We start from the raw sequence: 15523 nt of genomic DNA, 5'->3' as shown, positions 1-15523 counted from the left end.
ATGTTGTAAATATGTTTGCATATAAAAGAAAAATATGAATGTATAATTTAGTAAAGAGTATATTAACTTGGAGGTGAACGGATCATATGAAGAAAGAGTTACCGGAAGAAAAAAGAGAACGTATAAGGCAAAGTGAATTGAAAAACAATTCTACCGGTTCTTTACATGATGGGCTCAACAGAGCTGAAACGGGTAGTCCAGTTGATATGGCGGGTGGTATGAATTGGAAAGGTACAGCGCTAGTAATTTTAGTGCTAGTTTTAGCGTATATTATATACACTTATTTTTTTAGTTAAGAAATGCATGTTAAAGCTTTGAATGATTTGCTTTTATAATTAGTGAGGATGAAAAAACACGGTTATTGTACTATATATATTAAGCAGATTATAGTTGCCCATATATATTTATTTTTAATCCCAAAAATAGAGCTAGCATTATGCTGGTTCTATTTTTTTGCCACATTCCTGTAACAAAGCCTCTGTATATTCAGTGGTGGAGGTGCAGAAGATGAAAAAAATGATAGCAATATGTCTTCTTACAACGATGTCATTTTCGACTTTAGTCGGGTGTGATGTAAAAGGTAGCAATACTGTTCAAGAGTCTAAAATAAAGAAAGCAACGTATAAAGAATTTACTTATGATGTCAATCCAGAGACTTTCACGTTAATTGTAGAACATGATGGCGTAAAGGAACTAGCATCACAGCCCTTGCCGAAAATGAAGGTGTTGAATGTAAAAAAAGAAAAGGATCGTACATCTTGGGAATATCCAGATCAAAAAGTAAAAGTGAGTCTAGAGAAGAAAAAAGATCACTTAAATATTGAAGTAGAATCGACTGGTGCAGAAAGCTTTACTTGGCCGAAAGTACAAGCTGAAAATTATACACTTCCGTTATGGGAAGGGAAGCAAATTTCGAGTAATGATGAAAATTGGAAGAAGTTTTTAAAGGATGATGCATATTCATTTGCTGAATCATTTTCTATGAAGTTTTTCGCATTAAATGGTTTGAAATATTCAATTGTATATATCGCGAACAATATGTTTAATAATGAGGTGAAATTTCATTCGGATCCGAAAATCGGGTTTGATTTTACACATGAATTTCCGCGTATAAATAAAAATAAAACATATGGATTTCAAGTATATGTGACAAATAATGATGTAGTAAGTATTGCTAAACTGTATAAAGACAATATCGCTCGAAAAGGTGAATTTAAAACATTAAAAGAAAAGGCTAGAAAAAATAAAGAGATAGAAAAGCTTTACGGTGCAGCTCATTTTTATTTTTGGAATCAAAATGGCTTATCAGAAAGTAATGTAAATTGGCCAAAGCTAAGAGAGAAAATAAATAGCCCTTTGTTTAGCCATATAAAAGAGCTTATTCAAAAATATAGTTCAGAGCCTGGGGAATTGAATGTATTAGATCAAGTAAGTAAACAAGATTTCATTGATAAGTATCAAAAAAATGTTATTTTACGTTATATAAACGAAGTGTTATCAATGAAAGAATTTTATAAAGATGATATTTTTCAAAACGTTAATCAGGAAGCTAGTGTGCTATTAAAGAAAGGTGTAGGTCACTTAACGAATACAGAATTGTATAGCTTAAATAAGCATTTATTAAAGTCGCTACTTGGTGATGCGGTTGAAGAGGTAAGTAAATGGGGTAATGCAGATGGAACGGACATACTAAAGGAAATGAAAGAGGCAGGAATAGAAAAAGCGTGGATTGGTCTGCCAAACTGGGAACAAGGATTTATGCAACCTAATTTCGTGACAGAAGCTAAGGAAATGGGGTATTTAGTTGGTCCGTATGACTCATATCATTCCATTCACGAAAAAAGTGATAAAAATTGGAACACAGCATCCTTTAATGACCCATCATTATACGAAGAGGCTACTGTAACGAAGAAAGATGGAGAAAAGGTGCAAGGGTTTTTAGGTAGAGGGCGAAAATTAAATCCAACTTTATCTCTTCCTAGTGTAAAAGAACGAATGAACGATATATTACAAAATGGACCTAAATATAATTCATGGTTTATTGATTGTGATGCGACAGGTGAAATTTACGATGACTATTCAGCGAAACATATAACGACACAAGAGCAAGATTTAAAAGCACGTTTAAAACGAATGGACTACATTGCGCAAGAAAAGGGTATGGTCGTTGGTTCTGAAGGCGGAAATGATTTTGCTAGTAGTACGATTGCATTTGCTCATGGTATTGAAACGCCTGTAATTAAATGGGACGATGAAGATATGAGGAAAAACAAAACAAGTCCGTATTATGTAGGTGGATATTGGTCACCGAATCAAAATGTTCCAGAAAAATATGCAAAACAAGTACCGTTAAAAGAAGAGTATAAACAAGTGTATTTAAATCCTGTATATTCAGTACCGTTATATAAATTAGTATACAATGATTCTATAATTACAACGCATCACTGGGAATGGGGAAGCTTGAAAGTAAAAGATGAGGTCGGAAACCGTATGCTATACGAATTATTGAATAACGTTCCTCCGTTGTACCATTTAGATGAAGTAGAGTGGAATAAGCATAAACAAGAAATTACGCAGCACCTGAAAGTTTGGAATGAAGTTCATGAAAAGGCAGTAAAAGAAGAAATGACGAACTTTGCATATTTGTCAGAAGATAAGTTAGTACAATCAGCTTCGTATGGAAAAAATATTGAAATTATTGTGAATTTCTCAAATGAAGAGATAGAAATACAAAAGACGAAAATAAAAGCAAAATCAGCTTTCATTATTAATAATGGAAAGCAAACTATGTATACACCAAACTAATAAAATTATAATATATGAATTTAAAAAGAATTTTATATAAATAGTGACTTGCCAAAAATAAGCACGAGAGTATAATGTGAAATGGAGTACATATTGGATTTGCGCAGTAACCTTACAAAATTGTAAGGTAATTGAAAGGAAATTCAATATGAAGGTTAATAGACTTGCATTATAATTGGGAAAGAGAAAGAGAGGCGAATGGATATGAGCTCTGAATTAGAACAGAATACGAGAAGCAGTAAAAAACGTTCTAAAAGAAAATCAATAAAATGGTTCATTATAATTCCATTATTCTTACTTATTTTTGGTGGAGTAGGATATGGATCGTTAATATATAATAAAGCAAAAGCAGTAGTAAGTGATGCATATGCACAAATTGATAAATCATCGAAGCGTGATAAAGAAGTTGAACCTTTAAAGGATAACATTTCAATTCTAATCATGGGTGTTGATGGTAGTGAAATGAGAAAAAGTCAATACGGAGAAGCTGTTCGAACAGATGCACTTTTATTAGCAACAATTAATAAAGATGATAAATCAGTTAAATTAGTAAGTATTCCGCGTGATTCACGTGTATATATTCCATCTAGAAAGAAATTAGATAAAATTACACATGCACACGTATTTGGTGGTGTTGAAAGTACACGCGATACAGTGGAAAGATTTTTAAATGTTCCTGTTGATTATTATGTGAAGTTTAACTTTGAATCATTCGTACAAATTGTCGATTCACTTGGTGGTATTGATATTGATGTACCAGTTACTTTCACTGAACAAGATAGTAAAGACCAAGCAGGTATGATTCATTTAGAGAAAGGCTACCAACATTTAAATGGAGAACAAGCACTTGCGCTTGCAAGAACGCGTAAAATTGACAGTGATGCAATGCGTGGTCAAAGACAACAACTTGTAATTGAAGCAATTGCTAAAAAAGCGATGTCTGTTCAATCTATTAGCAAAATGGGCTCTTTACTTGATGCGGTTGATAAAAATATGAAAACGAACTTAACTTTCGATGATATGCTTGCTATTACGAAAAATATGGCAGGATCTAATTTGGAAATGGAAAAAATGCAAGTGGAAGGTACGGATAAACGTATCGGAGGCATTTATTATTACATTCCAAATGAAAAAAATGTGAAAGATATTTCGAAAAAATTAAATGAACATTTAGGTGTAACACCAAAGCCAGTTCGAAATGAATAATAAAAAAAGATTGGCCTTTGCCAATCTTTTTTTATCGAGATGGATTTGTAACTTTTCTGTAACGATTTTTTATACTTAAATCATTTCAATTTATATAAACAAAAGGTGCAATTATACGATATACTAGAGGAGAAGATTTGGCAATTAACTCCTAATGCTGAAGAGAAGCAAATGCAATTCATCAAAACTATAGAACGAATCGAATTGGTAGGAGATCGAAATAGACTAAAGCAAATTTTCTTGAATATTGTTCAAAATGCCATTAAATATTCACATAAAAATGGTAAAGTATATATTGAAGCGACTAAAAATAAAGGACAAGCAGTGATAAAGGTGAAAGACGAAGGGATTGGAATTGCTAAAGAGCATTTACCGTATATAGAACAGTCATTTTACCAGATTAATAACCATGCTACAGGTGCGGGTCTTGGTTTAGCTATCGTTAAAAAATGGTAGAGCTTCATGGAGGTACACTTAGTTTTATAAGTAAAGAAGGAATAGGAACAACTATTTTGATAAAACTCCCATTATAATACATATATAGGTCTGTTTATATAGTGTAATAAAATAAATAGATGTATAATTATATTGGGTGATTTATATATAAGATTAATAGGGAGAGGAATTCGATAGAATGGAAAAAGCTTTTAACATTAAACGAGTAGTAGTCGTTTTAATAGCGATTGCAGCAGTAGCTATTGGGTATTTCATGTTTCAATCCATTACTTCACCAGCAAAGGCTGTTGCAAAACAAGAAAACGTAGTACAGCTTGCAAGTGAACAACCGAAAGTAGAAATGAATAAAACGGCACCAAGTCGTTTTAATGGCAAGGAAAGAAAAGTTGCTTATCTTACATTTGATGATGGCCCGGGGAAATATACGGCTGAATTATTAAATACGTTAAAACAACATGATGCGAAGGCGACATTCTTTTTAATTGGAGCGAATGTAAAAGAGTTTCCAGATTTAGTGAAACGAGAAAATGCAGAAGGTCATTATGTAGGAATGCATAGTATGACGCATAATTTTGCAAAGTTATATAAAAATGGCGAGTATGTAAATGAGATGAAAGAAGATCAAAGCTTAATCGCCAATATTATTGGGAAATCACCTAAATTAACACGTCCACCATACGGTTCAATGCCTGGATTAAATGAAAGTCTTCGAAATAAAGTGGTAGAGGGCGGCTTTAAAGTGTGGGATTGGACAATTGATTCATTAGATTGGAAATATAATAAAATGCAAGTTGATGCAGCTGCAGCACAAATTGCTCAAAATGTATTAACAAATGCAACAAAACCACAAGAAGTCATTTTAATGCATGATATTCATCCGCAATCAGTTGCTGCTGTGCCAGCAATTTTAAAAGGGTTAAAAGAAAAGGGTTATGAGTTTGAAGCTTATCATGAAGAGAGTCACTTCCCAGTGAATTTCTGGCATGATAACCGTATGTAATGGAGGAATGAACGTTGAAGTATGGAAAAGTAGCAGTAGTTGGAGCACTATCAGTAGGACTATTAACAGGTTGTTTCGGTGAAAAACCAGAAGAAAACCTATATACAGCTTTTGAAACAGCGGCGACACAAGAGAAATCATTAGTTGATGAAGCGAAAAAATTAGAGAAGTTAGAGAAGGAAGGCCAAGAACTATATTCTCAAATTTTACAAGAAGGTAAAGATCATAATGACGCTGTTATGAAGAAAATAGAGCAGGCTACTGCCAATGTAGATAATCGTGAAAAAGCTTTGAAAAATGAGAAAGAAATGCTAGAAAAAGCTCAGAAAGAAACGAAATCTGTTCAAGGAAATATAGAGAAGCTTGAAGATAAAAAGTTACAAAAACAAGCGAAAGCAGTAGAAGAGTCGTATAAAAATCGTTATGATGCATTCCAAAAGATGAATGAAAATTATACGAAGGCGTTAGCGACCGAAAAAGAATTGTATGAAAAATTAAAAGTAAAAGAAACGAAATTAAAAGAGATTGGTGAAAAAGTTAAGGCTGTTAATGAATTAACTATGGAAGCACAAAAATCAAAAGAGCAATTTAACAATTTTACAAAAGAGTATAATGACAGTAAATTAGCATTCTACAAAGATGCAGAGATTAAGATTAAAGATAAGAAATAAAGAAGAGTTTTAAGAGTAATAAAAAGCCGGAGAAACATCGTCACAAATGTTTTTTCGGTTTTTTACGTTAAATGAATAGAAAAGACTGGAATTGATATCATAAAAGAGTTATAGTGAATTATTCCAAGGGAAACATTGTAAAGTAAGGAGACTGGAAATATGTCATATGAATTTTTACTCAAATTAGGTTTAGCACTCTTTTTAGGATTATTCATCGGGATAGATAGGCAGCTAAAGAATAAACCACTTGGTGTGAAAACAAGTATGGTTATTTCTGTAGCAAGTTGTTTAATTACGATGGTTTCAATTGAATCTGTACATGTATATTCTGTTCCAGGGCATACAAATATGGATCCCATGCGTTTAGCTGCTCAAATTGTGAGTGGAATTGGTTTTCTTGGAGCAGGTGTTATTTTACGAAGAAGTAATGACGTTATTTCTGGATTAACGACCGCCTCTATGGTGTGGGCTGCTTCAGCTTTAGGTATTGCGATTGGAGCAGGATTTTATTTACAAGCGACGGTTGCTATGATTTTAATTATTTTAGCAATTAATGTACTTCCGCAACTTGTGAAAATTGCAGGACCGTATTCATTAAGACAAAAGGACTTGTCTATTAAAATTACTGTAAAAGAGCATCATGAGTTAGATGGTATATTTAAGCAGATTAAAAATTTAGGAATGCATGTGAAACGAGTGAAGATTAAAGATATAGATAGTGGAGCATTTCAGCAATTGGAAATGGTTATTTTAGCTCCAGAAGATTTATATACAACTGAGTTATATAGCTCACTAAAAGAGATAGATCGTGTTGTTTCAGTTGAAGTGGAAAGTAGATAATTGTAATAAAAAAGGGTGAAGTAAATTCACTCTTTTTTATTTGGTTTTTTAAGGGGAAAATTGATATGATGAGTAAACAAGGGGGGAGAGAATGATGGAGGTACGTATTAGAAGAGCGATAAAAGATGATATACCATGTATAGCAAAGGTCCACGCTGATAGTTGGAAAACGACATATAAAGACATATTCCCTAACGAGATTTTAGAAAATATAACATATGAGCAACGAGAAAAACAGTGGGAAAACATTTTTCAAAGAGAAAGTAACCATCAATTTAGATTTGTAGCAGAGACGTTAAATGGAGAAATAGTTGGATTCATCGATGGAGGAGTAGAAAGAACTGGTACATACAATTGTGAGGGAGAATTATATGCGATTTACCTTTTACAAGAGTATCAAGGAATGAAAATAGGACAAAAGTTATTTCAAGCTTTCTTATCGGATTGTAAAAACAATGATATACAATCGCTATTAGTTTGGGTTGTTACGAATAATCCTTCTAAAAAGTTTTATGAAAAATTTAATCCAGAAAAAATGGATACGAAATTTTTAGAGCGAGTACAGGTGGAAGAGACAGCGTATTGTTGGAAGAATATAAATAATATTATTATGTAAACTACATGTTTGAAAGAGGTATACCAATTAAGGTATACCTCTTTTGTTTAACTATTTTGGATAGATTACTAATGAAAAATAGTAAGTATGTAGTTTGAAACTGAGTATTTTTTTCGTGTACTTTTAACTAGATTAAAGAAAAGAGGGAAAACAAGAAAAATTAAATCAGATAAAAAAATTCTGAAATATACTATTGAATTGAATATCGTTATCAATTAGAATCATAATTGATAACGATATTCAATTATCGATTGTAATATGAAATTCCGATAGTGTTTATAGAAAGAGGAGGGCAAGTATGAAGCATGCGAAACAAATCGCGGAACATGCAACAATACAAAGTTTTTTAAATTGTTATTTAAGAGAAACAGGAAGTGGAGAATGGATTACAGAGGATAAAAGGATAGAGGATATTTTCTACCATTCATTTCAAAGAGATACTTGCTCTACTTATTTATGCTGTCGGTTATCGGCACAAAATATTACTTTGTATGGAGAAGTTACATATAAATCAGCAACAGATCGCCATTTGTTTGGAGAACAATTTTATTATCAAATGGGAGAAAATAGTCCTGTTATGAAAGCTGATTACGTTACAGTTATTACATTTTTAATAAAAGAGATGTCTATCAACTACGGAGAAGGGACGAACCCTGCCGAACTTATGCTTCGAGTTATACGTAGTTGTCAAAATATTGAGGAATTTACAAAAGCGAGAATAGAAGATACATCTGCATTATATGGTTTCCATACGTCCTTTATAGAAGCGGAGCAATCTTTATTATTTGGACATTTAACGCATCCAACGCCAAAGAGTAGACAAGGTATTCTGGATTGGAAAAGCGTAATGTATTCTCCAGAATTAAAAGGAGAATGTCAGCTTCATTATTTTAGGGCACATAAAAGTATAGTAAATGAAAAATCATTATTAATTGATTCTACAACAGTAATTCTAAAAGAAGAGTTACGTAATGATGAGATGGTTAGTAAAGAATTTATATCAAAGTATTGTAATGAAGATGAATATTCGTTACTTCCAATTCATCCGCTTCAGGCAGAATGGCTACTACACCAATCTTACGTACAGGATTGGATAGATCAAGGAGTACTTGAATATATCGGTCCTGTCGGTAAGTATTATATGGCAACATCATCACTTAGGACGTTATATCATCCTCAATCAAAATATATGCTTAAGTTTTCATTTCCAGTAAAAGTAACAAATTCAATGCGTATTAATAAATTGAAGGAATTAGAGAGTGGTCTTGAAGGAAAAGAAATGCTAAATACAGCAATTGGTGAAGTGTTAGAACAGTTTCCAGGTTTTGATTTTATTTGTGACCCAGCATTTATTACATTAAATTACGGGGCAAAAGAATCTGGATTTGAAGTAATTATACGAGAGAACCCTTTTTATAGTGAACATGCAAATGACGCTACTTTAATTGCTGGACTAGTGCAAGATGCTATACCTGGAGAACGTACTCGTTTATCGAATATTATTCATCGACTAGCGGATTTAGAAAATAGAAGCTGTGAAGAAGTAAGTTTAGATTGGTTTAGACGATATATGAATATTTCTTTAAAGCCGATGGTATGGATGTACTTACGTCATGGTGTTGCGTTAGAAGCTCATCAGCAAAATAGTGTTGTTCAGCTAAAAGACGGTTACCCAGTAAAATATTATTTCCGTGATAATCAAGGATTTTATTTCTGTAATTCAATGAAAGAGATGCTTAATAATGAGTTAGCTGGTATTGGAGAACGTACTGGAAATTTATATGACGATTATATTGTAGATGAAAGATTTCGTTACTACTTAATTTTCAATCATATGTTTGGACTGATTAACGGATTTGGTACAGCTGGATTAATTAAGGAGGAAATTCTTCTCTCGGAATTAAGATCTGTACTTGAATCATTCCTTCCTTATAACCGTGAACCTTCGACTTTTTTAAGAGAATTGTTAGAAGAGGATAAGTTGGCATGTAAAGCAAATTTATTAACGAGATTTTTCGATGTCGACGAGTTAAGTAATCCTTTAGAACAAGCAATTTACGTACAGGTACAGAATCCGCTTGTTAGAGAAGTGGCTGTCCGTTCATAAAGCACGTTAAAATTTCACGTAATACAAATAATGGTATTTTCACAAGGTGGAGGGGGTTATGAGAGTGGACATGTGTCATATGAAAACATTGAAAGCGCTCGAATCAGAAGATTACATTTTAGTGCGAAGAAGAGTATTACGTCAATTAGTAGAATCGTTAATTTATGAGGGAATCATTACGCCAGTTCGTATAGAAAGCAAAGAACAAATTCTTTTTCTTATACAAGGATTTAATGAAGACAACAAAAGTGTAACGTACGAATGTTACGGAAGAGAACGAATGACATTTGGACGTATTTCTATAGATTCATTAATAGTAAGAGTGCAAGAGGAAAAACAAGAAATACAATCAGTTTCGCAATTTTTGGAAGAAGTTTTTCGAGTTGTTAACGTAGAACAAACAAAATTACATTCGTTTATTCATGAATTAGAACAAACGAAATTACATTCGTTTATTCATGAATTAGAACAAACGAAATTACATTCGTTTATTCATGAATTAGAACAAACGAAATTACATTCGTTTATTCATGAATTAGAACAAACGATATTTAAAGATACGATTGCGCAATATGATAGATGTAATGAGTTAAAATATACTCAAAAATCATACGATGACTTTGAAAGTCATTTAGTAGATGGTCACCCATATCATCCTAGCTATAAAGCACGCATTGGATTTCAATATCGTGACAATTTTCAATATGGATATGAGTTTATGCGGCCAATAAAACTTATATGGATTGCAGCCCATAAGAAATATGCGACTGTAGGTTATGAAAATGAAGTGATTTATGACAATATTTTAAAAGGTGAGGTAGGCGAGCGTACATTAGAAGTGTATATAGAACGAATTCACAGTGCGGGATGTGATCCAAAGCAGTACGTGTTTATACCTGTTCATCCTTGGCAGTGGGAAAATTTTATCATTCCCAATTACGCCGATCATATACAAGATAAAAATATTATTTATGTAGGAAAATCAGCGGACGATTATTGTGCACAACAATCTATGAGGACGTTAAGAAATATTACGAATCCAAAGAGACCATATGTAAAGTTATCGCTGAACATACTTAATACTTCGACACTCCGTACACTGAAACCATATTCAGTTGCGAGTGCACCAGCTATATCGAATTGGCTAAGTGATATCGTAAATCGGGATTCTTATTTAAGGGATGAATCGCGTGTAATTTTGTTAAAGGAATTTTCGAGTGTAACGTATGATGCGAATAAGAAAGCCACATATGGTTCATTAGGGTGCATTTGGCGTGAAAGTATTCATAATTATTTAGATGAGCAAGAAGATGCGGTACCTTTTAACGGATTATATGCAAAAGAGAAGAATGGGACACCGGTTATTGATACATGGTTAAACAAATATGGGATAGAAAGTTGGCTGCGATTACTTATTCAAAAAGCAATTATTCCAGTTATACATCTTGTTGTAGAACATGGGATCGCGTTAGAATCACACGGACAAAATATGATTTTAGTTCATAAAGAAGGGCTACCTGTCCGTATTGCATTAAAGGATTTCCATGAAGGACTTGAGTTTTATCGTCCATTCTTAAAAGAAATCAATAATTGTCCCGAATTTACTAAAATGCATAAAGCGTATATGAATGGAAAAATGAATGATTTCTTTGAAATGGATCGTATCGAATGTTTACAAGAGATGGTATTAGATGCACTGTTCTTATTTAATGTAGGAGAATTAGCTTTCGTACTTGCGGATGAATATGAATGGAAAGAAGAAAGTTTTTGGATGATAGTGTTTGAAGAAATTGAAAACCATTTTAGCAAATATCCACATTTGAAAGATAGATTTGAAAGTATTCAGCTATACACTCCTACATTTTATGCTGAGCAATTAACGAAGCGTCGATTATATATGGATGTGGAATCGCTAGTTCATGAAGTTCCAAATCCACTGTATAGAGCAAGACAACTTAACAAACAAAAATCAGTTGTTACAGGGGGAAATTATGCTAATCGTTAATAAAGAAGAGTATAGCAAAAGTGATTTTGATTTGAGATTACAAGCTTATGATGAAATGGAACAATTTCAAGAAGCAGAAGGAAATAGATTTGCGCTTTGTCTGAAAGATCCATTCGATATTATTACGCTTGTGTTTTTCTTAAAAGAAAAGAAATCATCCGTATTACTTATACATGAAGATACGCCAAAAGAAACGGCTATTGAAATGGCAAAGCGTGCAAATTGTACCGGAATTTTATATGGAGAAAATAGCGATTTTACGAAATTAGAAGTAGTGAATTTTTTAGCAGAAGAGCCTTCTTTATTGCAATATAGTTCTGGAACTACTGGAGAACCGAAATTGATTCGTAGAGCATGGACGGAAGTGGATACAGAAATTACTGCATATAATGTAGCTTTAAACTGTGAAGTAGATGAAGTCCCGATAGTTATGGCTCCTGTTTCACATTCATACGGATTAATATGTGGAACATTATCTGCAATTACGAGGGGAAGTAAACCGATTATCATTACGAATAAAAACCCAAAATTCGCCTTAAATATAGTTCGCAATACAGAAAAACATATTATATATGCAGTACCACTTATGCTACATATTATGGGAAGTTTCCCGCAAGGAACGTTTCAGTTTCATAAAATTATGACATCAGGTGCTCCTTTGCCAGAAGCATTGTTTTATAAACTAAAAGAAACGACAACATATATGATGCAACAATACGGTTGTTCTGAAGCAGGTTGTATTAGTATATGTCATGATATGGAGAGCCATTTAGATTTAGGAAATCCACTACCTCATGCGAGTATAGATATAGGTTCCGATGAAAATATGCCTGAAGAAATTGTAGTGAAAATGAGCGGGAAAGAAATTTTCACGAAAGATTTAGGGTATAAGTCTGAGCGAGGCCTTCATTTTATGGGGCGCATGGATGATGTGATTAACGTTTCAGGATTAAAAGTCTTTCCTATAGAAGTAGAAGAAACGATGCTTCGACTAGAAGGCGTTCAAGAGGCAATTGTATATCGAGGGAAACATCCTGTGATGGGTGAAATAGTTAAAGCGAAAGTAATCTCTCATATTGATCCAGTTCGAATAAGAGAATGGTGTATACAGCATTTACCAGCCTACAAAGTTCCACATGAGATTGAAAGTGTAACTGAAATTCCGAAAAATAAAACTGGAAAAGTAAGTAGAAAGTTACTAGAGATGGGAGAGGTTACAACATGAGACGTGAAATATTAAAGAATGAAGTTTTGAAAATTATGAAAGAAAAAATGGAATTAAAAAACGTAACACATTTAGAAGAAACGATGCGTTTAAACCAAGATTTATATATAGATTCAGTAATGATGTTACAGCTCATAGTTTACATAGAAATGGATGTAAAGCTATGTGTTCCAGAGGATGAAGTAGATCCAAAAGCATTTCTAACTGTAGGATCTTTGCTTGATTTTATGGAGGAATTACAACCGTTACAGGAAGTGAATGTAAATAACTAACCTTTAGGAAAGTGGATGAGAACATGACTTCAATTAAAGTTCACTGTTTAGTGAGTTGTTTTTGTGAAATTATAAAAAGGCGTAGCGATATAGATTTTCGTCCTTTTTATTTTGGACTATGGGACGGAGATTTTGATATAACTGAAGGTGGCATTATTTCGTATCACTCCGAAAATATTAACCATGATAATTATTTATTATGGTATGAAAAATTGTATGGCATAAAAGTGAACGAATGGTATGATCATGCAAAAGATAAAAATAGCAATGTAGAAACGTTTTTACAATTAGTAGAAAACAAGCCAGAAAATCGTTATGTCATTGTAATGGTTGATATGTCTCTATTACCTGAGAGGGAAAATAAATTCCATCAAAAACCGTTTCCGCATTATTTAATGATATCAGAGACAGAGAAAGAAGAAGAATGGTTCATGCTAGATCCTGATTTTCGCTGGGAAGGGAATATGGAAAGAGAAAAAGTGCTTCACTCTGTTCAAGATAACCCATTTGGCGGAGGGTATTTCATTGATGTAGAAGAAATTCAGGAGCCAACAGCAGAAATGGTAGAGAGTTATTTCATAGAAACTTTCAAAAGAAATGACAATGAACTGACTATGGAGCTGAAAAATTTAATTATAAAAATGGCAAATGAAGAAGATGGGTATTTGCTTTCTGGGCTTGTAGCGGCAGTAAAACAAATACCAGTACTTGCAATTCGTAAATATAGTTATGAACATGCCTTTGCATACTTCCGTGAAACGTTGCAATATTCGGAGCAAGAATTTGATTATTGGTGTGATCGGGTAGAAGATATTGTACAAGGATTTACAAATGTACAGTATCGTGCAATTAAAATGGCAATGACGAATAATAAAGGTATGTTATTATCAATTGTTGAAAAGCTGGATGAAATGAATGCAATTGAACTGCAAATAAAGGCTGAATTAGAGAAACAGTTTTTATTATGGAAAGAAATGAAAACAAACGAGTCTGTCCTAGCACTAAAAAAACCTAACTGAATTTAAGATAAGGGAGTTCGAACCTATGAAATATTCATTATGTACTATTTCTTTTCGTCATCAATTAATTTCATTTACTGATATTGTTCAATTTGCATATGAGAACGGTTTTGAAGGAATTGAATTGTGGGGGACACATGCACAAAATTTGTATATGCAAGAGTATGAAACGACAGAACGAGAATTGAATTGTTTAAAGAATAAAAACTTGGAAGTTACGATGATAAGTGATTACTTAGACATATCATTATCGTCAGATTTTCAAAAAACGATAGAGAAATGTGAACAACTTGCAATACTAGCTAATTGGTTTAAAACGAACAAAATTCGTACGTTTGCTGGACAAAAAGGTAGCGAAGATTTCTCGGAACAGGAGAGAAAAGAGTATGTGAACCGTATTCGCATCATTTGTGAAGTATTTGCTCAGCATAATATGTATGTACTTTTAGAAACACATCCAAATACGTTAACGGATACGTTGCCTTCTACTTTGGAATTATTAGGAGAAGTAGATCATCCGAATTTGAAAATAAACCTGGATTTTCTTCATATATGGGAGTCAGGGGCAAATCCAATAGACAGTTTCCATCAACTAAAGCCTTGGGTACAACATTACCATTTTAAGAATATATCGTCAGCAGATTATTTACATGTGTTTGAGCCTAATAATGTATATGCAGCAGCGGGAAGTCGTATTGGTATGGTCCCACTATTTGAAGGGATCGTAAATTATGAAGAGATTATTCAGGAAGTGAGAGATACTGACCATTTCGCTTCACTCGAATGGTTTGGGCATCATGCGAAAGATATATTAAAAGAAGAAATGAAAGTATTAACAAATAGAAAATTAGAAGTAGTAACTTCTTAATATAAAATGATGTAAGAGTCTCTCATTGTAGAGACTCTTTTTTAAAAAACAATAATAACCAAAAATTACCATGTATTTAAAGTGAAATTTAACACAATTTATATATAAATAAGGAGGTGATTGGTAATGGCTAGAAATCGTAATTCTAATCAATTAGCATCACATGGAGCACAAGCGGCTTTAGATCAAATGAAATATGAAATTGCACAAGAGTTTGGTGTACAACTTGGCGCTGATACTTCTTCACGTGCAAACGGTTCTGTAGGCGGTGAAATTACAAAACGCCTTGTAGCGATGGCAGAACAACAACTTGGTGGCGGATATACTCGCTAATTGTAGAAGGTTATAGGAGAAAGGAAGGATTCTTCCTTTCTTTTTTTTTCAATTAATTGGTATGGATATATTGTGAACTGGATTCAAAGAATAGGAATAA

Annotated in this window: 14 protein-coding genes and 1 pseudogene; all 15 read left to right on the top strand. The window is 33.0% G+C overall.

The features are described from left to right. Positions 1-86: 86 nt before the first annotated feature. The 15 genes and pseudogenes from ACTFNE_RS13435 (at position 87) to ACTFNE_RS13365 (ending at position 15423) form a co-directional block, all read left to right on the top strand. The gene (locus ACTFNE_RS13435; protein ID WP_000711909.1) at positions 87-296 is read left to right on the top strand and encodes a DUF6366 family protein; all 210 of its coding nucleotides are present in this window, start codon (positions 87-89) and stop codon (positions 294-296) included. A 211-nt stretch (positions 297-507) separates the two neighbouring features. Then, on the top strand, positions 508-2805 hold the full coding sequence (locus tag ACTFNE_RS13430) for a glycoside hydrolase (RefSeq protein WP_046197635.1): 2298 nt from the start codon (positions 508-510) through the stop codon (positions 2803-2805). A 204-nt stretch (positions 2806-3009) separates the two neighbouring features. Further along, positions 3010-4011: an LCP family protein gene (locus ACTFNE_RS13425; RefSeq protein ID WP_002163688.1), complete on the top strand. Its 1002-nt coding sequence runs from the start codon at positions 3010-3012 to the stop codon at positions 4009-4011. Between the two features lie 69 nt (positions 4012-4080). Next, positions 4081-4544 (top strand): annotated as a pseudogene (locus tag ACTFNE_RS13420) (sensor histidine kinase); the annotation flags it as partial. A gap of 101 nt (positions 4545-4645) precedes the next feature. Further along, a complete protein-coding gene (locus ACTFNE_RS13415; protein WP_046197634.1) occupies positions 4646-5467 on the top strand; it encodes a peptidoglycan-N-acetylglucosamine deacetylase in 822 nt (273 codons plus the stop codon). A gap of 14 nt (positions 5468-5481) precedes the next feature. Then, entirely contained in the window at positions 5482-6138 is a 657-nt protein-coding gene (locus ACTFNE_RS13410) for a YkyA family protein (RefSeq protein ID WP_000873557.1), read from the top strand. Positions 6139-6297: 159 nt separating this feature from the next. Then, positions 6298-6978: an MgtC/SapB family protein gene (locus ACTFNE_RS13405; protein ID WP_000119508.1), complete on the top strand. Its 681-nt coding sequence runs from the start codon at positions 6298-6300 to the stop codon at positions 6976-6978. A gap of 94 nt (positions 6979-7072) precedes the next feature. Then, positions 7073-7594 carry a GNAT family N-acetyltransferase gene (locus tag ACTFNE_RS13400; protein WP_046197776.1) on the top strand — a complete coding sequence of 174 codons (522 nt, stop codon included), beginning with the start codon at positions 7073-7075 and terminating at the stop codon, positions 7592-7594. Between the two features lie 298 nt (positions 7595-7892). Beyond that, positions 7893-9701 carry a petrobactin biosynthesis protein AsbA gene (asbA, locus tag ACTFNE_RS13395; RefSeq protein WP_046197633.1) on the top strand — a complete coding sequence of 603 codons (1809 nt, stop codon included), beginning with the start codon at positions 7893-7895 and terminating at the stop codon, positions 9699-9701. Between the two features lie 58 nt (positions 9702-9759). Further along, positions 9760-11706, top strand: coding sequence for an IucA/IucC family protein (locus ACTFNE_RS13390; RefSeq protein ID WP_439998095.1), 1947 nt, complete (start codon positions 9760-9762; stop codon positions 11704-11706). Beyond that, positions 11693-12931 carry a 3,4-dihydroxybenzoic acid-AMP ligase AsbC gene (asbC, locus tag ACTFNE_RS13385; protein WP_046197631.1) on the top strand — a complete coding sequence of 413 codons (1239 nt, stop codon included), beginning with the start codon at positions 11693-11695 and terminating at the stop codon, positions 12929-12931. Before ACTFNE_RS13390 ends, asbC begins: the two co-directional genes overlap by 14 nt. Beyond that, a complete protein-coding gene (gene asbD / locus ACTFNE_RS13380) occupies positions 12928-13203 on the top strand; it encodes a petrobactin biosynthesis protein AsbD (protein ID WP_270705290.1) in 276 nt (91 codons plus the stop codon). The genes asbC and asbD overlap by 4 nt, the downstream gene beginning before the upstream one ends. A 23-nt stretch (positions 13204-13226) precedes the next feature. After that, on the top strand, positions 13227-14222 hold the full coding sequence (asbE, locus tag ACTFNE_RS13375) for a petrobactin biosynthesis protein AsbE (RefSeq protein WP_270705289.1): 996 nt from the start codon (positions 13227-13229) through the stop codon (positions 14220-14222). 25 nt (positions 14223-14247) lie between these two features. Further along, positions 14248-15090 (top strand): sugar phosphate isomerase/epimerase family protein, encoded by an 843-nt coding sequence (locus ACTFNE_RS13370; RefSeq protein WP_046197628.1) that lies wholly within the window; start codon positions 14248-14250, stop codon positions 15088-15090. Positions 15091-15216: 126 nt separating this feature from the next. Continuing rightward, entirely contained in the window at positions 15217-15423 is a 207-nt protein-coding gene (locus tag ACTFNE_RS13365; protein WP_000113545.1) for an alpha/beta-type small acid-soluble spore protein, read from the top strand. Positions 15424-15523: the final 100 nt, after the last annotated feature.

This window comes from Bacillus cereus group sp. MYBKT111-2 (assembly GCF_051915205.1).
Lineage (GTDB): Bacteria > Bacillota > Bacilli > Bacillales > Bacillaceae_G > Bacillus_A > Bacillus_A paranthracis.
The sequence above is the reverse complement of the archived record's forward strand: the minus strand, read 5'-3'. Positions and strand labels throughout refer to the sequence as shown.